The sequence below is a fragment of the Mucilaginibacter sp. P2_A5 genome, from assembly GCF_056404995.1.
This window is the reverse complement of record NZ_JBFUCY010000009.1, coordinates 101,632-120,019: the sequence shown is the minus strand read 5'-3', so window position 1 is coordinate 120,019 and position 18,388 is coordinate 101,632. Positions and strand designations below refer to the sequence as shown.

At 42.0% G+C, this 18,388-nt stretch carries 16 protein-coding genes; 11 read left to right on the top strand and 5 right to left on the bottom strand.

The features are described 5' to 3' along the window. Positions 1–263: 263 nt before the first annotated feature. From AC1DXF_RS09825 to AC1DXF_RS09805, 5 genes are all read right to left on the bottom strand, one after another. Positions 264–1,715, bottom strand: coding sequence for a hypothetical protein (locus AC1DXF_RS09825; RefSeq protein ID WP_477448128.1), 1,452 nt, complete (start codon positions 1,713–1,715; stop codon positions 264–266). A gap of 328 nt (positions 1,716–2,043) precedes the next feature. Continuing rightward, on the bottom strand, positions 2,044–3,870 hold the full coding sequence (locus AC1DXF_RS09820; RefSeq protein ID WP_477448127.1) for a glycoside hydrolase family 9 protein: 1,827 nt from the start codon (positions 3,868–3,870) through the stop codon (positions 2,044–2,046). 98 nt (positions 3,871–3,968) lie between these two features. Then, positions 3,969–4,910, bottom strand: coding sequence for an alpha/beta hydrolase (locus AC1DXF_RS09815; protein ID WP_477448126.1), 942 nt, complete (start codon positions 4,908–4,910; stop codon positions 3,969–3,971). A 4-nt stretch (positions 4,911–4,914) separates the two neighbouring features. Further along, positions 4,915–5,445, bottom strand: a complete 531-nt coding sequence (locus AC1DXF_RS09810) for a hypothetical protein (RefSeq protein ID WP_477448125.1) — start codon at positions 5,443–5,445, stop codon at positions 4,915–4,917. Between the two features lie 201 nt (positions 5,446–5,646). Then, complete coding sequence (locus tag AC1DXF_RS09805; RefSeq protein ID WP_477448124.1) at positions 5,647–6,093, bottom strand: DUF421 domain-containing protein; 447 nt, start codon at positions 6,091–6,093, stop codon at positions 5,647–5,649. Between the two features lie 358 nt (positions 6,094–6,451). On the opposite strand from AC1DXF_RS09805, the gene AC1DXF_RS09800 reads away from it, so the two are divergent. The 11 genes from AC1DXF_RS09800 to AC1DXF_RS09750 all read left to right on the top strand — a co-directional run bounded on the left by AC1DXF_RS09800 (position 6,452) and on the right by AC1DXF_RS09750 (position 18,252). Then, a complete protein-coding gene (locus AC1DXF_RS09800; RefSeq protein WP_477448123.1) occupies positions 6,452–7,630 on the top strand; it encodes a sensor histidine kinase in 1,179 nt (392 codons plus the stop codon). A 141-nt stretch (positions 7,631–7,771) separates the two neighbouring features. Next, positions 7,772–8,467, top strand: a complete 696-nt coding sequence (locus AC1DXF_RS09795; RefSeq protein ID WP_477448122.1) for a LytR/AlgR family response regulator transcription factor — start codon at positions 7,772–7,774, stop codon at positions 8,465–8,467. Between the two features lie 275 nt (positions 8,468–8,742). Continuing rightward, positions 8,743–9,120: a response regulator gene (locus tag AC1DXF_RS09790; protein WP_477448121.1), complete on the top strand. Its 378-nt coding sequence runs from the start codon at positions 8,743–8,745 to the stop codon at positions 9,118–9,120. Positions 9,121–9,371: 251 nt separating this feature from the next. Next, positions 9,372–9,620 carry a PqqD family protein gene (locus AC1DXF_RS09785; RefSeq protein ID WP_477448120.1) on the top strand — a complete coding sequence of 83 codons (249 nt, stop codon included), beginning with the start codon at positions 9,372–9,374 and terminating at the stop codon, positions 9,618–9,620. Then, positions 9,620–10,672, top strand: coding sequence for an ATP-grasp domain-containing protein (locus tag AC1DXF_RS09780; protein WP_477448119.1), 1,053 nt, complete (start codon positions 9,620–9,622; stop codon positions 10,670–10,672). The genes AC1DXF_RS09785 and AC1DXF_RS09780 overlap by 1 nt, the downstream gene beginning before the upstream one ends. A gap of 8 nt (positions 10,673–10,680) precedes the next feature. Continuing rightward, entirely contained in the window at positions 10,681–12,036 is a 1,356-nt protein-coding gene (locus AC1DXF_RS09775; RefSeq protein ID WP_477448118.1) for a hypothetical protein, read from the top strand. Further along, a complete protein-coding gene (locus AC1DXF_RS09770; protein ID WP_477448117.1) occupies positions 12,033–14,192 on the top strand; it encodes an urea transporter in 2,160 nt (719 codons plus the stop codon). Before AC1DXF_RS09775 ends, AC1DXF_RS09770 begins: the two co-directional genes overlap by 4 nt. Beyond that, the gene (locus tag AC1DXF_RS09765) at positions 14,174–15,358 is read left to right on the top strand and encodes a hypothetical protein (protein ID WP_477448116.1); all 1,185 of its coding nucleotides are present in this window, start codon (positions 14,174–14,176) and stop codon (positions 15,356–15,358) included. Before AC1DXF_RS09770 ends, AC1DXF_RS09765 begins: the two co-directional genes overlap by 19 nt. Continuing rightward, positions 15,346–15,966 (top strand): tetratricopeptide repeat protein, encoded by a 621-nt coding sequence (locus AC1DXF_RS09760; RefSeq protein ID WP_477448115.1) that lies wholly within the window; start codon positions 15,346–15,348, stop codon positions 15,964–15,966. The genes AC1DXF_RS09765 and AC1DXF_RS09760 overlap by 13 nt, the downstream gene beginning before the upstream one ends. A 149-nt stretch (positions 15,967–16,115) precedes the next feature. Beyond that, positions 16,116–17,213 (top strand): hypothetical protein, encoded by a 1,098-nt coding sequence (locus AC1DXF_RS09755; RefSeq protein WP_477448114.1) that lies wholly within the window; start codon positions 16,116–16,118, stop codon positions 17,211–17,213. Positions 17,214–17,346: 133 nt separating this feature from the next. Further along, a complete protein-coding gene (locus AC1DXF_RS09750) occupies positions 17,347–18,252 on the top strand; it encodes a PepSY-like domain-containing protein (protein WP_477448113.1) in 906 nt (301 codons plus the stop codon). Positions 18,253–18,388 lie beyond the last annotated feature (136 nt).

Here is an 18,388-nt window from a genome sequence, read left to right as displayed (position 1 = left end):
AGTTGCAATTTATAAAAAAGATAAAAACTCTGGCTTATCTTAGAAGCCGTTTAAAAACGGTTAGATATGTGTTGAAAAATGGATAAAAAGGCCATCGATATATGACTGAATAAATACTAACTGAGAATAACCAAAAACGCAATTAGTATGACAAATTATCTAAGCCAAATTCAAGACTTTTATAAAAAAGAACACCTATGAGCAATTAACCTATTATATTCAAACGTATTTTAGCCGTCAAGATAGCCAAATGTATCCGCCAGTTATTCTGCAACCGATGCCGGCCTTACTTGCAGGTAATAATCTTCATCAAGTGGGATTTTGGTATACGATTCCTGAATTTTGGCATGATTTAAAACATAATTGTCGTAACCGATCCAATTTAGAATAAGGCGGTTCAACAAAGTATAAAATCGCATTGCCGCATAATAAAGATCCAGGTTTTTCTGATCGGTAGAACGGTTTTCACCGGCACCCGTAATATCAGGTATTCGGCCATGAAGAAAATCATTACGGGTATTGATCAATTGTAGATCTTTATCGTTTAACGGGATTTTGAGCAGATCAAAAGGTGTTCGCAGGCGGGATTTATTGGTGACCTGGTTAATATTGGCGATCTTCCCCAAAAGGATATCCTGTTGTTCTTTCGGTAAATGAGCACATTCTTCTTTGATTATCATCTCCAATTTTGATCGAACTTTCTTTGCAAGCGATTTATTCATCGGAGCCAGATCAGTCTTCATATCCCCTATAATAAGATCCGCGATAGACTCCAACGCGATTGCAAAACCACCCGGCATGAAGACCAGACTTGCGACACTAGCTTCCAGTATGAGCAAAACTACCGAGGAAAAATCTATTGAATCATGTAGTTTCTGGCACAGTGCAGAAAACACTTCGAAATTAACCGGTTTGGTTAATTTGAGGTCGTAGAGCCGTTTCGCTTCAACATCGTCCCTGATCCACGTGCTAGGGTTAGTATTAATTGGGGAGTAGAAGCTTTCAATACTGTCCCGCATTTCGTTCCGGTAAAGGTGAACCGGCTCCTTTTTGTCGACATGATCATAGGCAAAGTACCATCCGGCATTTCCGGCAAGGAATCCTGTTAGCAATGCTACACCATTAATGACAGCATGGGCTTTATCGCAAAAAGCCTCAAACGGTTGTTCAATTGACGACTCAATAGACAGGTAATATTGTTCTTTGTTGACATGAAAAATGCACACCTGTAGTGGGTCTTTCGAAATCGTAGCTTCAGTTCCATTTGAATGCCGCCATCCAAGATCGTCCGCGAATACTTTTCGTTGTAATTGGTGCAACAAATCGATTTTTTTGTCTATAACCATAATTAGACGGTAATAATAAGGGGTTTTCTTCGAGAAATCTTTAGTATGAAAATAACCAACATCGGCACTTATTTTCATGCCGCCCACGACCCCCAGCTGGCTCGACCCTATATAAACATTCTGAAGGCGTAAAACATACCCCCTAAACTGAAAATCAAGAAAATTCAAATAATCACCCGGTGTAATTTCCCTGGGTGCATAAAGTGGATACTTCCAGTTTAAAAGAAATTGCTTTGCGTTTTTCTTTAGCCTTGCTTTTACGCCATCAAGCGGTTTGAAATCTGAGGAAAAGACGCCCCAGCCGCTGCGCTGAATTTCAGTGATTATTTCAACCGGCCGTTTAAAGGATTTGATTTCTTCTGTCGCCATAGATTATTATAGGTTCAAGTCGTAAAAATTGCAAGCTACAAGAAATGAACGAATCTGCTACAAATAATCATAACCAAATCCCATTAGACTATTTTAAGGGTTCAAGGCCTATCCTGAAACAGGATTACATATGTCATGAAAAAGATATTCAATCTTTATCGTGCGCTGCAAATCAACAGTTCAACCAGGGATGTCCTGAAGCAACCTAATAACCGGATAACACAATTCAATGATCAAAGGAATGATTAACGAACTGGCCTACGATAAGATAACACTGACCCAGGCATTAACTTTTCAAATTACCATTTTTAAACAGCTTCTGAGTAATTTACTCATGTAAAGCCACAGCCAGTAAATACCAGGCGGTATGTGGCAGCCATTGCTCGGCCCATCGCCAGTCATAATCCTTGTGGATCTGGGCGTATGACAGGTTGAAATCGATGTCATTTTCGTCATTCAAACCCGATGTTACGCCGTTTACAATACCGCCCGGCGCGTTGGTGTACTCAAACGTACCAAAAAAACCATAAGCCGGGTTGTTATGCCCCGTGCCTTGCAGCATACTGGCATCAAAAGGATTAAGGCCTAAAATCCAGTTCAACTGGTCGATAGCGAAAGTTTCGAGTTGATCATGAAAGGGCTTATCATCAGTAAATAAACCGGCAGCAAGCCTTGCAGCGGTGGCCATTGATGCTAAGCGTGCATTCTCGCCCTGCCACCATGGCGAGGCATCGCTGCCCTGCGGAAAGAAGAACGAAGTGCGCCTTTTGCCCAATGTATCCTGCACCAGCTGGCGACTATAACCAAATGGGTTATTCACTTCATTAGTCACCTTTAACTCAAACTCAAATGAGCTTTTGATGGCTTTTTTTATGGATGCCTGCATCTCTGCATCGGCATAAGGATAGTAATATACCAGGCTGGTTACAGGCAATCCCGCATCCGATGGGTGGAAGAACGGCCTGTCGGTACTATCAGCACGCCAGTAGTTTTTATAGTTTTTCCATGTTGATAAGCGGCTTAATAAACTATTGGCACGTTTGGTAGCAGCAAGCAAATATCCGGGCTTTTTACTGGCTTTATATAGTTCTGTCGCGGCGCTTAGGGCGCAATAATCATCAAGAATATTTTCTTTACTATCAAAGGTCATAACCTTATTATTGGCTTCCAGGAATTTAAAAGCGTTTTCGGCGGCCAGTAAATATTGCGCGTTGGTAAAATCGCCGCTTGCTTTTGATGTTGAGGCCATGGCCAGCGCGGCGATGGCAATTCCTCCTCCCGACCGGTAGCTGGCCTGGTAGCGATGCCAATCGTTATTTTTAGCATCGTTTTTCAACGTTTGATCTTTATTTTGTTTGATGCGATAAGATGCGTCTTCGGCCCGGATCACCCTATCCTTTGCCAGTTTACCAGGGCCGGGAGCTGATACCGACCGGTAAAAGGATCCGTTTTTTGCCTGCATACGTACCAGGTAATCGGCCCCATAAACGGCTTCGTCCAAAACCCGGCGGTTAATCTGGCGGAAATCGGTCACCGTTTTTTTATTAAGCAACTCACTGGTTTTAAACAGGCTGTACACCACCAGCGAAATTTGCTGCGGATTAAAATACAGCGAAAACGACAAATGCGAAAGGTGTTTGCCATAATCGCCCGTAGCATCGTACCAGCCGCCATGGGCATCAACGGTATCGGTGGTCTTCCCGGCTAATAGCAGGTGGTGGTCGGCCTTATCAATCTCGCCCGCGCTGCGTTGGCCTTTAAAGTAATAAACCACATCGCTCATGGTAGCCTGCTCCAGTATGTTTTTACCAATTTTGAACGGGTATGAGCTGATTTTTTTGCCGGGCAAATCAACCTGTAACCTATAATTGCCGTCTTTATCAAAACTGCTAAAGTCAACGGTATAAAATTCGCGGCCTTTCCAGCCATTTACTTTGCCGTTGTAAACAGGTTTGCCGCCAAATACCGTTTTGCCGGCCTCATCAACCAGTTCAAATGAGCTGATGGCGTATTGTTTATCGGCAACTATAATCGCTTTTTTTGCCTGGGTATCCTCATAGCCTACCTGGTTGATAACTATTTTTATATTTTGGGCGATAGCGATGCCGGGCAGGGCTATCGCCATGAATAATGAGTGTATTTTTTTATTGATCATAACGTAGGAAGTTATGCCGAATATAAGAATTACACCGTTGATTTAATTGCAACAATATTGTGAATGACTGGCACTTAATCTTAAAAGCACACTGTACTTTAATGTGTTATGGTATTGGCTATATCGGTAAAGGTATCTGTTTGGTTTTTCACATCCTGTGTTGTTGGCGCGGGATCACGAAGCGCAAGGCGGGTAAAAACGTGCAGGCTGGAATTTACCAGGTGTACGTTTACTTTTGCACCGGTGTTCGTTTTTGTGCCAAGGTATATCAAAACCGCGCTTACGGGGTCGGCCGTATCATCTTTATCGGCTTTAAATACTTTTAAAGTGCAATTGGCCGGCAGTGTAACGCCGTTCTGTAATTGCTTACGCACTATGTTAATTACATTGTTTAACTGTTGTAACGATTCGTATGGCCTGTAATGAAAATAATACTTTTCCTCGCCCGCAGAGTTATCAACGGTAGTGTAACCAATAACCGGCCCCAGCGGATCTACAAGCGATAAAGTTTTATTGGCGGGGATAATAATGGGATCGACCATGAAAACGTGCCTGGGTTTAATGTGACTATTGAAATAACCATCTGCCAGCATTTCCAATATCAACGTTGCCCCTGTTGATGAACCTGCAAGGCTGATATTGGTGTAGCCTTGCTGCTCCAGCTTACTATATTCGTCCATTATAGGTTGCTTCCATACTTGCCAGGTAGCGCTTTTAAAGTTTGCATAATCTAACCCGTGGCCGCCCAACAATACTTGTGAGATAGCGAAATCTGTACGCCCGCCTGCCCAGGTCCTGAATTCATTCCATTCAAAAGTAGTGGCACTGTAGCCGTGTACAACAATGATAACAGGTTTTTTAGCTTCATCCGGTGTTGGATTGGGCTTTGCAGCCGATACAAGATAATTTTCGGGCGTATACAATGATGGATCGTAAAGTTCGCTGCTACCACCCAGCATATCCGGCGTAAATTTAGGATCCTTTTTACAGGCCGGAAATAATAAGGCGGCAGAAAATATAAAGAGTATAATTTTTTTCATGGCGTTACAGCTTTGCTATGTTATAAGTGACACTTAATTGGTAAAACACCGGGTACAATGTACCTGCGCCCGATGCGCCGTTGCCTGTAATGGCATTATAGCCCAGCGAAAGGTTTACTTTAACCGGTAGTTTGAATTGATATGATATGCCACCATCAACCGAAGCGATGGCCGATGTGTGTGGTAAACTATCAAACAAGGGCGAGCCATAATCGGCAGTAAAATAGCCCAGATTTCCCCGCAGGAACGGCTGAAGCGCATGCGCGGGCCGGAATTTATAAGTACCGGATAGCAATACATTGTCTTGCTTTATAGCGTTTGTGCCCCAGGCAGTGCCCAGCCTGCTGGTTACATAGGTTACGCCCAATGCCCAACGCCGGGTGAGGTTGTATTGGCCGGTTATCCCGTTTTCATAGTAAAGGCCGATGCTTTTTTGAAAGCGGAGCCCTACATCAAAAGTGTGTACCTGGGCCGCTGCCGGTTTGCAAATTGCAAAAATATGAGCAGCAATAAGCAGGGGTAATATTTTTCTCATTGTGATAAGATTTTCAGCAAGTTATGTAATTATTAACTACCGCGGACGATTTGTGGGCATAAAGCGTAAAAACACGCATCGGGACAACGTTTAATACCGCCTGGCTTTTAGATTTTCATTTGTTGTAAACACGTAACGCCCCCGAAAATCTTCGGTTTATTGCGCCCTTTTTATCGGGCTAATCTCGCCGTTACGTTCCATTTATACCTTTTCTATTTTTCCGAGGTCTTCGGTAAAGCCCGATTTACCGACACCCTGCATCACGTCTTCCTCGCACACCAGGCCCCTTTGAAGGTTACTTTTAATGAACTCTCCGTTTTTGTACAGTTCTATTTTATCGCCCTCAATAAATTCCCCAAAGGCTTTATGACGAACTATGAGCCAGCCAAATACCCGGTGCATTAAAACAATCACAAAGCAGCAAATTACCACCGGCAAAAAGCCTGATGCTCCGACAATAGCCCTGCTTAGTATAGCACCCAATGAAATTGTAATAATATTATCAAGCGGCGTGCGGATCCCAAATGAGCGCCTGCCCGATACCCGGATCAATATAAGGGCAATTATAAAAACAACAATACCCCGGCTGCTCATTTGTATAACGCTCAGATCTTTGCCTTCTCCAAAAATCCCTTCTATTAACTCCATATTACGGTACTTAAGGCTTTGATAACATTAGTTTAACAACCAAATATTGTTTGTGTTTACCAAATCACACTTTGCCCGTTCATCTATACAAAACCACGGTTCACCGATAAACGGTTGCCCCCTGCCCTGTCATTCATCACCTTTGAACCAGTGATCGGGATATCGGGACATTTCCCGGTCAGTGTGTTCTGTTTTTTTTCATAAGGTTGCAAGCGCCCCCGTTGTTAAATCAGGGGCGCTTATTTAAGCCCGGCAGAACCACGATTGAAAAACAAATGATCAACTGAATTTAACTATTTTAACATGATCGGTAATTGGCATTGCAACGGCTGCTATATTTAATAAATTTTTTAACCAGATGATCGTTTCTAAAAAAGCCACCAATATATTCATTCATGCAGCCGGCTGGCTAGTATTTTTTGGCTTCCCTTTGTTATTCATGAACCGTACGCAGCAAAGCAGTAGCAGCACATACAACGTTATTTTATCGCCCTATTACTGGCTGTTTTGCCTTACCTATATTTTCATGTTTTATTTTAATGCCTGGTACCTGGTGCCACGCTTTGTGTTTCATAAAAAATATGTGGTTTACGGGCTTATCGTTTTGCTGCTTTCTGGCTGCGTGTACTTTTTGCAACCGTTTGATAACCTGCTTTTGCATAACTTACTGAAAGAGAAACAAAATACCGCGGCCCCTATCGGCCCGCAATTGATACCCGGTGCTGATAGCGGTAATGCCGATCCCAAAAATCTGCCTTTCGGGCCGCTGCCCCATGAAGATTTAAGGATGCAAGACCCCAGCCTGAAAAAACCATCCAACCAAATCATTTTTATTCATCAATCGGGTAATATCGATATGGTTGGCCTGTTCATTTTTATTATTGTTATTGGTTTGGGTATAGCTATGAGCACGGTACAAAAGTGGCAGCTTACCGAGCAGATGGTGATCAGGGCCGAGGCGGAAAAAACGCATGCCGAGCTATCATTTTTGAAAGCACAAATCAATCCGCATTTTTTGTTCAATACGCTCAATAATATCTACGCTTTATCGGTTACCGACAGCGAGCATACGTCAGAAAGCATTATGAAGCTATCCAATATTATGCGCTACGTAACAGATGAGGTAACCGAAGATTTTGTACTGCTGCAAAGCGAGATAGATTGTATTAACGATTACATTGATTTGCAAAAACTGCGCTTAGGAAAAAAAACCAAGTTGGATTTTAACTTTTACGGCGACATGGCACAAAAAAAAGTGCCCCCATTGGTGTTGATGACCTTTATTGAAAACGTGTTTAAATATGGCGTAAGCAAACACGAGCCTTCGGTAATCAGCATAAACTTAAAAGTAACCGACGACAAAATATTGTTCACCTGCGAGAACACCATATTTGATAACCGCCCTGCAAGCAGCCGCAGGGGCATTGGTATTGCCAATACGCGGCAACGGTTACAGCATATTTACCCCGGCAGGCACAGGCTCAACATTAGCCAGGAAGCTGCAATATTTAGGGTTGAACTGGAAATAGACGCTTAAATTATAAGTACATAGTCGGAAGCCATAAGTCGAAACCTGTCTTTTCAGAACTTAGAGCTTAAGACTAACACTCATTTCCATTGACAAGATACTTAGCTTTTTGCTTTATGCATTTAGCTTTCAGCTTAACCAAATACCATTATGCAATTAAAATGTGTAGCCATTGATGATGAGCCGCTGGCGCTGGAGATCATCAAAAAATATGTATCCGATTATCCATCCCTGAAGATGGTAAATACTTTTGAAGACGCCATTTCGGGCGCCGAATACCTGAAAAAAAACCAGGTAGATGTACTGTTTGTCGATATCAATATGCCCGACATTACGGGTGTAGACCTGGTGCGTTCATTACAGGAAAAGCCCATGATTATATTTACAACGGCTTATAAAAAATTTGCTTTCGAAGGCTTTGAACTGGAAGCTTTGGATTACCTGTTAAAACCCATCAACAGTAACCGCTTTGGCGCGGCTGTACATAAAGCCATTGATTATTACCAATTTAAACATATTGACCACACAGCCGAGGATGAACACATCTATGTGCATTCAGAATACCGGGTGATTAAGATCGGGATCCGCGATATCGAATACATTGAAAGCATGCAGGATTATATCAAGATTCATTTGCTCAGCGCCGAAAAGCCCATTCTTACCTTGATGTCGTTAAAAAGCATGATAGAAAAAATACCGGCCACACAGTTTATTCGCATCCACAGAAGCTTTGTGGTAGCCAAGGCGCAAATCAGGTCGATATACAACCGCAAGGTTAAACTGCGCAATATCGAGCTGCCGGTGGGCACAAATTACGCCGATTTCATTAAAGACTGGTCGAAATAACCGCCTTTCAGCCGGTTCGTCGGCACATGAGCGCGATTAAGTTAAGGCAAAAGAAAGGTATAGCAATGTCGAATAATGAATATTGAATGTCCAACATCGAAGCTTTCCCTTCGTTATTCGATATTGGACGTTCAGTGTTCAATATTTAAACCTTCCTTAATTCCTTATCTTAACAGCATTCATCGGCACATTGAGGGTATTAACCGACACATTGTTTTTAAACAGCTGCAATAAGGCGATTTTTATACTATATAAATTATTTAATCCCCTGACAGATGAAAACTATCGGCAGCAAAAAGAAGATCCTCATTTTAGATAAAAACAGCAGGATGTTATCTGTAATTGATGACATCATGTATTATGGCGATTTTGATGTTCACCTTACTTACGACCCCAATGCCATTTATGATAAGGCAAAGGTGATACACCCTGATTTGATCATTTTGGATTATTTATTACTGGATGTTGATTGTGCTATGGTTTGCCAGGATTTTAAAGATGATGAGCAGTTAAGGCAAGTACCCATCATTGTAGTTACAGCTTTTAAAAGCAAAAAAGCAGAGCAGGAATCATACAAATGCGATGCTTTATTTGTAAAACCATTGGATATGGAATTGCTTGCATCGCGTATGGAATATTTAATGGCATCGTAGTTGGGTTGATTGAGTTGGAGTAAGTTGATTGGGTTGGATTGAGTTGATTAGGTTAGAGTGAGTTAATGGAGATAAGTAAATTAGGTCGGGCAAGATATTAAAAAACTCAATCTAGCCCAATTAACCTAGTCCAACTTAATCAACTCAATCCAACTCAATCTAACCTAATCAACTAAAAAGATTCAGTTTTGTAAAACCCGCTTAAACCTGTTAAGTTTAGCTTTTATTATTTACCGCACCTGCAATTATAAATGAAGATAAAGAGTAATATAGCCACCAGCGAAAACGGGTTTATTTTTAACCCGGCAACCGGCGATTCCTTTTCGGGGAACGGCATGGCTGCCTTGTTGTTGCTGGCCATGAAAGGTGGCAAATCAGAAAATGAAATAAAGCAAGACATCCTGAACAGGTATAACGTAAACCAGGCCCAGCTTGATCTTGATTGGGAAGACTGGATGCTACAGTTAAAGGAAGCAAACCTGCTTGAAACAGAGGCATAATGGCAAACAAGTACAGTAATTTGTGTATTGCCGTTACCGGGCTGAACGCCAATGATAATCCGGGCCCGGGCATGGCGGTTATCCGTTCATTAAAGGAAGCCTTTGGATCGGGCTTAAGGATAGTGGGTTTATCGTACGAATCATTGGAGCCGGGGATTTATCTGCGGGAGCATGTAAACAAAACCTACCAGGTACCCTATCCAACAGAAGGAACAAGCGCTTTATTGGAACGGTTGGCGTACATCCATCAGCAGGAAAACCTGGATGTTATTATTCCTAATTTTGATTCGGAGCTATTTAATTTTATTAAGGTAGCGCCGCAGTTACAGCAGATGGGCATAGCAACCTTTCTGCCATCGCAGCAGCAACTGGCCTTACGCGAGAAAGTAAATTTGAAGGATTTCGGCACAAAAAACGGGTTGTATGTTCCTGCCGATCATAAACTATACCATGTTGATGAACTAAAAAAAGCGGCCGATGAATTTAACTTCCCTATGGTAATTAAAGGAAAGTTTTACGATGCCTATGTGGTATATACAACAGACCAGGCACTTAAAGCCTTCCACCAGCTTAACGCAGCGTGGGGGGCGCCGGTAATAGCCCAGCAATATGTAAAAGGTACCGAAATTAATATAGCCGCGCTGGGCGATGGCAAAGGCAACAACACCAGCATAGTAGCCATGCGCAAATTATATATTACCGATAAAGGCAAAGCCTGGGCGGGTGTTACCATTAAGGACGATAAGCTGATTGCGCTGGCCAATAATTTTGCAAAAGCAACCAACTGGAGAGGTGGTTACGAAATGGAGATCATGAGCACCAATGAAGGCCATTTATATATATTAGAAATAAACCCGCGGTTTCCGGCATGGGTTTATTTAACCGCCGCCGCCGGCCAAAACCAACCCGAAGCCATGGTGAAAATGGCGTTGGGCGATGATGTTTTACCATACAGTGATTACCATGCCGGAAAATTGTTTGTGCGGTATTCATGGGACCATATTGCCGATATCAGCGATTTTCAGCAGATTTCGGTATTTGGCGAATTATAATTTTGACAATGGAAAAGCTGCAATACGAAAAACCATATATTAAAAAACTGCACGCCGGCGTGATGAACAAGTTTGGTACACGCACCGGTGTACAGCCTGTTAAAAGCATCGAGGGCGTTTCTGTTAAAAATTTGATCGAGCAATACGGTTCGCCTGTTTTTGTGTTATCAGAAAAACAGATCCGCAAAAACTATCGGTCGGCCTACCGGGCCTTCAGCACCCGTTATCCCAAGGTACAATTTGCCTGGAGCTATAAAACCAATTACCTGAATGCTGTTTGCCAGGTATTTCACCAGGAAGGCAGTTGGGCCGAAGTAGTATCCGGTTTTGAATATAAAAAGGCTTTACGCAACGGTGTACCGGGCGGCAAAATTATTTTTAACGGCCCCGGCAAATCAACTGACGAATTGCAGCTGGCCATTGAAAACGATTCGCTCATTCACATAGATCATTTTGATGAACTTAACCAGTTGCTTGCATTAAGCAATGGCCTGGCCAATAAACCACGTGTTGCCATCCGCGTAAATATGGATACGGGCGTGTATCCGCTTTGGGACCGTTTTGGTTTTAATTACGAAAACGGCGAAGCCTGGACAGCGCTATCCCGGATATTTGATTCGGGTAAGCTACAGTTAACCGGGCTACATTGCCATATAGGTACCTATATGCTTACAACAGCGGCATACGGTATTGCTGCAACTAAATTGTGCGATTTGGCCATGCGCTGCCAAACACAATTAGGGCACAAAATTGAATATCTTGATATGGGTGGCGGCTTTCCTTCAACCAATACCTTAAAAGGCGCTTATTTGCCGGGTAACGATACAGTGCCTTCAATTGAGGATTTTGCCGAAACTATTACTTCGGTGATGCTTAATTTTGGTTTTGCCAGCGACGATTTACCTTTGCTTATCCTGGAAAGCGGCAGATTGTTGATTGATGATGCCGGCTATTTACTGGGTACGGTAATAGCCAACAAACGTTTAAGTAACGGCAAAAGGGCTACCATAATGGACTTTGGCGTAAATATTTTATTCACCTCCTTTTGGTACGAACACCAGATAAGCCCGGCGCAGGACTTTATGCCGCATACAGAAAACATGGTGGTTTATGGCCCGCTGTGTATGAACATTGATGTGATAAGAGAAAGCATTAACCTGCCACTGCTTAACCGGGGCGATCACGTGGTTGTACACAAAGTGGGGGCATACAACATGACGCAATGGATGCAGTTTATCACCTTGAGGCCTGCCGTGGTTTTGATAGACGAACAGCAGCGTGCCCACCTTATACGCAGCAACGAAACGCTTGAATACACAGAAGCGCCCGAGCTTGTGCCCGAACATTTAAAAGTTAGTAAGTGAAGCAAATCACAGCATTTATAAAATCGGTTTTCAATTCCTATTCGGTACTGTTTTTTTCGCAGAACCGGGTATTGGGGGCTATATTGTTGTTGGTTTCTTTTTTTAACCCGGTATCCGGTTTTGCAGGGCTGGGTTGTGTTATTCTCTCCTTGTTGTTTTGCAGGCTGTTAAAATTTGATGGTAACGATTTGCAAACAGGCGTTTACAGCTTTAACTGCCTGTTGTTAGGTATCGCCTTCGGCGCGTTTTATGGCGTAAACCTGATGTTTTTGTTGTGGCTTTTTATTGCGTGCAGCGTTGTAATTATGGCTACAATTATTATCTGGGCGCGGTTAGGCAAGTTAGGATTACCCATGCTGTCGCTACCTTTTATCCTGGTATTCTGGATGGTGCTGCTGGCCTCAAACAGTATATTCGCTATGGGCCTGCAACAAAAAGACAGCTATCTGTTAGAAGAGATCTATGCCGGCCCCGGTAACCACATAGCGGGCGTTGAAGGTTACCTGGCTGCAGCATTGCCCCAACTAATAAGTCTTTTCTTCCGTTCGTTAAGCGCGGTTTTATTTCAGCATAATATCATAGCGGGAATGCTCATCGGCGCGGGGATGCTTATACATTCGCGCATTGCGTTTAGCTTGCTTATCATCAGCTTTGTTACTGCAATTGGCCTTAACCAGTTAACCCATACTTATCCCGAAGGCATTAGCTATTATCATTTAGGGGCAAATTTCATGATGGCCGCAGTAGCCATAGGAAGCTTTTTCACCATCCCTTCCCTTCGCTCCTATTTACTGGCTGTTTTAAGCATCCCTATTGGTTTTCTCGTCATTAACGGGCTAACCGGTTTTATGTCGGTACATGCCTTGCCCGTATTTTCGTTACCGTTTTGTATTGTCAACATTAGCCTGTTATATTTTTTAAAACTGCGGCATGCTGAGGCGAAACTGCAGTTGGTTGTTTTTCAGCATTTTTCGCCGGAAAGGAACCTCTACCAGTTTTTAAACCAGCAGGAGCGCTTAAATGATGTTAAATATTACAAAATTAGCCTGCCATTTATGGGTTATTGGACGGTGTCGCAAGGCTACAACGGCAACATTACCCACAAAGGTGACTGGGCGCACGCGCTGGATTTTGTGATCACCGACGATGAACAAAACACCTATCAGTATCCGGGCACATTGCCCGAACATTTTTACTGCTTCAACAAGCCGGTTTTGGCCTGCAGCAGCGGCGTTGTAGAACTGGTTGTAAACCATATAGAAGATAACCCTATCGGTAAAGAAAACCTCAAAGAAAATTGGGGAAATACCGTAGTGATCCGCCATGCGGCAGATCTGTATTCGAAAGTATCGCACCTCAAAAAAAACTCCATCAAAGTTAAGCCCGGCGACGTTGTAAAAACAGGCGACCTGCTTGGTTTGTGTGGCAATTCGGGCCGGTCGCCAGAACCGCATTTACATTTTCAGCTGCAGGCCACACCGTATATAGGGTCAAGAACGTTGCGTTATCCCATAGCATACTATTTTAGCCGGGCAGGAAACAAGAGCAGTTTTAAAAGCTATGCCATACCTTTAGAGGGCGAATTAATTGGCAATCCGGAAATTGATACACCAATAAAAAAGGCGTTCGATTTTCAACCCGGATACATTGCAAAGCTGGAACCGGAGAATGGCGTTGCCGAAGATTGGGAAGTTTTTAAAGACAATTTGGGCCAATCCTACATCTACAGTAAAACAACCGGTGCTGTTGCCTATTTTATAAATAATGGCATCCTGTTTTATTTTACCAGCTTTTACGGCGATAAAAATTCGCTGTTGTACAATTTTTACCTGGCCGCTTATAAGGTTATTTTTAACAATACCGAGGGAATGCCTGTAAATGACGAATTGCCGTTAAATATAACAGCCAATAAGCCCTTACTTTGGATACAGGATATTATAGCACCTTTTTACAGATTTATTAAGATCAATTACCATAACTACAAACTGGTTAATAAAAAGGGAGTGAGCATCACATCTAAAATTGATACTGAAATAGCTGGTAAAAAAAATGAGGATACTGAGTTAAGCATTTATGTAGATCATGGTAATTTACTTTCCTTCAGCATCAATACAAATGGCAAAAACATTACAGCGACATGGAGTACAAAAAACTAATATTGATTTTTACTTTATTTGTTGCCCTAGCCGCCAAAGCACAGGATAATAAATTTGCTATAGCCGATAGCACCGCGCAACAATTGTACAATGCCGGTGACTGGAAACAGCTGATTATTTTTGGCAACAACGCAATTGCCGATAGTGTAGATTTTGCCGCCCTGCGCTTTAAAATTGGATATGCTTACATGATAACAGGGAACTATAAAGCCGCTGTCAGCCAGTTTAACCGGGTATTAACTGATGATTCGGCCAACGCTACAGCACGTCTTTACGCTTATTACTGCAATACTTATTTAAACAATGACCCCGGGGCCTCATATTATGCCGCAAACCTGGATAAGGAAACCAGCCGTTCTCTTAAGCTTTCGCCATTTGGATTGATAGATGCAGAATTGGAAAGCGGCTTAAAACTTCCCAACAATAGCCAGCGCGATAATGGCTTTTTTGAGCGCGCAGGCATAAGCCAACGATTATCGTGGCGCTTGCAATTAGATCAGTCGTTCATGTTTTTCACACAAAATATATTCCGGTCATTATTCGACGATAAGGACCTCGACAAGTCTTTATCAGGTAAAACAGATAAGCAAACAGAATATTTTATTAAAGCGCAGTTTTCGGTTAGCCACAGCTTTGGTATCATTGGCTCATACCATTACATTTACACAACTTACCGGGGTAGCAACAATAGCAGTAATTTAGGCTTATTAGGAATAAAATACAGTGGCCTCTTTGTTGACTTACAGGGCGATGTTAATTTTGGCAGATTAATAAACAAAACACTAAAACAATATAATACAAAGTTGAATTTTTATCCGTTGGGCAACCTTAACTTGTATACAATAAGCAGGGCATCGGTTTTAAATTTAAGCGGAAGTAACAGTTTTGTATACTGCCAGGCATTAGGCTTTAAAGCATTTAACAAAACCTGGCTGGAAACATCGGCAACCTTTGGCAACCAGGATGACTATTTGGATGCCGACGGCCTTTATGTATATAATTCTATCGACCCCACAAAATTTAAATGCGGAGAAACCGTTTTTTACCAGTTAAGCGCCCACGCCATGCTCAATTTAAACTATATTTATGAAAAGAAGACGGATATTTACCGTCCTGTAAACTATAACCAAAATTCTGTTACGTTAGGTATGATATGGAAATTTTAAAGAAAACGTTTATAGCCGTATTTTTAATTTTACTTGTAATACAGTTACAGGCGCAAACTAATACCGTATTGCAAAAAGCGTTTCATAACAGCTATGTAAACGAGCAGAATAAAAACTACACGGCCGCTATAAATGATATTTACCCCTACTTAACCGACAATAGCTATGAGGTAAATATCCGTTTAGGCTGGCTGCACTATTTAAACAAAAATTACACGGCGTCGCAAGCCTATTATCAAAAAGCCATCAGCATAAAACCTGGCGCCATTGAAGCCAAGTTTGGGTATGTGAAGCCCCTTTCGTTTTTGCAAAGCTGGGACAAGGTGCTTGAACAATACATGGCTATTTTAAAGATAGACCCACAGAATACCCAGGCCAATTATTGGGCTGGGAGTATTTATTATAACCGTAAACAATACGATGCGGCCATAAGATGTTTTAAAGTAGTGGTAAACCTTTATCCTTTTGATTATGATGGTAACCACATGCTGGCCTGGAGCAACCTGATGGCAGGCAAAAAAAACGATGCTAAAGCCATTTTTGAACGGGCGCTGGTTATTAAACCTGCCGATGCTTCCAGTAGCGATGGTTTAAACCGTTGTAATTGATTAATCGGTACAATATGGCCGTTTATCGGTTCACTATATTTTTTATTTGGCCTGCATTTTATTTTTGATTGACTTTGAAGCATTTTGTGAGCCTGCTGCGCAAATCATTAAACAACTGTTAACGTACTATTACCGTATATAAGTTATACATGAAAAAATATTTACTTTTAAAAATACAGCTAATTGGCTGTATTTTAATAACTATAACTTTTAGTTCCTGCAAAAAAGATAAAACAAGTGCCGTTGTAAATGCAACCCCGGCAACAATTGGTTTGTATGAATATGCCAGCGGTAGCGATAAAAGATTATTGATACCGATTACAAAAATAGGCACACTTACAAAAATAGGCACACAAGCCATGAATTACGGCTGTATATTTGACACCGGTTCGCCAGGGATGACCATGGATGCTACCGATATTTTACCGGCCTCGATGATAACCGCCGATGGAATTACGGTAGCCGGCGATTCTGTTGTCGTTAACGGTATCACCGTCACCTCCAAAACCTCTCATATTAGTTTTGGCGACAATGTAAGTACAACTACAGAGTATGGTAACCTGGCTTATGCCAACATTACGATAGGTAATTCATTAGGAAGCCTGGAATTAAAACGGGTGCCGTTTTTTTTATATTACAAAATAAAAGACAGCAATGGTAACGTATATCCCGCCCATTCGGCAGATGTTTTTGGTGTAGGAACCGGCACAAGCAGTACAAATACAAGCATATCCAGCCCGTTAAGGTCTTTTTCTTACGGTACGGGCCTTACCAGCGGTTTTAAACTGGCAACCTTAAGTAACACCTCGTTCCTGAGCAAACCTACATATGTTTCCAACTTACTTACTGTTGGATTAACCAATGCTGATTTATCATCGGCCGGCTTTATCATGCATCCGCTTTTGCCGAAATACAGTTACAACCCGTATATTGAAGGAACGCTAACATATAACAACAAAACCATTGATGCTGTATTTTTATTTGATACCGGTACACCATCAGTTAGTACTATTGAAGATAAGCTTGCTGTTGCCGCTGTATCATTGCCCACAAATACAACAGTTACATTAAGAACGAGCCAGGGTTTTACTTACACTTATGTTACATCAAGCACAGGCAACCTTACACAGGTAGCAAATCCCAATAATACAGGCGATTACCGAAGCATTTTTAGCCTTGATTTTTTTATTAAGAATGAGTATCTGACAAATTACGCAAGCCGTATTATTGGGTTAAAGAATAATTAGCGGCCAAATCTGTTCATCGATAAATAATAGCCTTTTATCGACACATCGTTGCGCGGCAAATCCATCCCGGGTAATTTTAATTAACAATCCCGATAGTTATATCGGGTACCATTATTAATCAAAATTAATCCAGATGAAAACAAAATTTACCTATTCATGGGTATTGGTGCTGGCTGCTATGTTCGGGCTTGCTTCATGCCAAAAAGAAAATGGATCTAAAACAGCCACCGCCACTACCCCAACTTCTTCTACCATCGCATCAACGGGCGCTATTGCTATCAGCCTGGCATCGGGCACAACAGATACCGTGTATATGGTTGGCTGTTTTGGCCATCATGACAAAAAAGACTCGGTTGCATTTAGTGCACTGCCAACCGCCATTGGCACCTACCTTGCTACAAATTACAGTGGCTACACCTTTAAAAAAGCATATGCTATTACCGATAGTGCAAAAACTGTTATCAACTACATTGTGGTAATTAAATATAACAATGCATTTGTTGGCCTTAAGTTTACTGCAGCCGGTGTATTTGTAAACATACTTGAACAACGCGACGGCCGTGATTTAAAGGGCCAGGGATGGCACCGTGACGGACCGTTTGATAACAGGGATGGCAAACACCGCGATACGATAGCTTTAACTGCATTGCCAACCGCCGTAACCAGCTACTTTAAAACCACTTACCCAACAGATACTTTACTGCATGCTTCTATTACGCCCGATAGCGCTTACGTATTGGTAAGCAAAAATAACGGCCTGTTTATAACAGTTGTTAAAGCAAACGGAACTTTAATAAAACGCACCCAAATTGATAGGCATATTGGTACCCACGCTGCGGTAACTGCGGCCAACTTGCCCGCGGCTATCACCACTTATTTAACTACTACTTATCCCGGATACGTTTTTGATAAAGCTTTTTCACATAGTGAAGGCGGCGTCATCAAAGGATACGATGTAGAGATTACTTCAAATAGCACCAAGTACGTAATTGTATTTGATGCCACGGGCACCTTTGTAAAAGCTTTTGCCGTGCATTAAAAATTTCCCGGTTAATATATAGTAAAGCCGGCCCTCTTCAAACAGAGGCCGGTTTTTTATTGATCAATAAAACAGATATTCTCGCAAACAAATTCAGACCGATCATCAACGTTAACAAGAAAAGCACGGTTAAAAT

Excerpts from the sequence above, each read along its gene's own strand:
- AC1DXF_RS09820 (WP_477448127.1), bottom strand. The coding sequence starts at position 3,870 with ATGATCAATAAAAAAATACACTCATTATTCATGGCGATAGCCCTGCCC.
- AC1DXF_RS09775 (WP_477448118.1), top strand. The coding sequence starts at position 10,681 with ATGGAAAAGCTGCAATACGAAAAACCATATATTAAAAAACTGCACGCC.
- AC1DXF_RS09785 (WP_477448120.1), top strand. The coding sequence starts at position 9,372 with ATGAAGATAAAGAGTAATATAGCCACCAGCGAAAACGGGTTTATTTTT.
- AC1DXF_RS09800 (WP_477448123.1), top strand. The coding sequence starts at position 6,452 with ATGATCGTTTCTAAAAAAGCCACCAATATATTCATTCATGCAGCCGGC.
- AC1DXF_RS09765 (WP_477448116.1), top strand. The coding sequence starts at position 14,174 with ATGGAGTACAAAAAACTAATATTGATTTTTACTTTATTTGTTGCCCTA.
- AC1DXF_RS09795 (WP_477448122.1), top strand. The coding sequence starts at position 7,772 with ATGCAATTAAAATGTGTAGCCATTGATGATGAGCCGCTGGCGCTGGAG.
- AC1DXF_RS09825 (WP_477448128.1), bottom strand. The coding sequence starts at position 1,715 with ATGGCGACAGAAGAAATCAAATCCTTTAAACGGCCGGTTGAAATAATC.
- AC1DXF_RS09750 (WP_477448113.1), top strand. The coding sequence starts at position 17,347 with ATGAAAACAAAATTTACCTATTCATGGGTATTGGTGCTGGCTGCTATG.
- AC1DXF_RS09790 (WP_477448121.1), top strand. The coding sequence starts at position 8,743 with ATGAAAACTATCGGCAGCAAAAAGAAGATCCTCATTTTAGATAAAAAC.
- AC1DXF_RS09815 (WP_477448126.1), bottom strand. The coding sequence starts at position 4,910 with ATGAAAAAAATTATACTCTTTATATTTTCTGCCGCCTTATTATTTCCG.
- AC1DXF_RS09760 (WP_477448115.1), top strand. The coding sequence starts at position 15,346 with ATGGAAATTTTAAAGAAAACGTTTATAGCCGTATTTTTAATTTTACTT.
- AC1DXF_RS09755 (WP_477448114.1), top strand. The coding sequence starts at position 16,116 with ATGAAAAAATATTTACTTTTAAAAATACAGCTAATTGGCTGTATTTTA.
- AC1DXF_RS09810 (WP_477448125.1), bottom strand. The coding sequence starts at position 5,445 with ATGAGAAAAATATTACCCCTGCTTATTGCTGCTCATATTTTTGCAATT.
- AC1DXF_RS09805 (WP_477448124.1), bottom strand. The coding sequence starts at position 6,093 with ATGGAGTTAATAGAAGGGATTTTTGGAGAAGGCAAAGATCTGAGCGTT.
- AC1DXF_RS09780 (WP_477448119.1), top strand. The coding sequence starts at position 9,620 with ATGGCAAACAAGTACAGTAATTTGTGTATTGCCGTTACCGGGCTGAAC.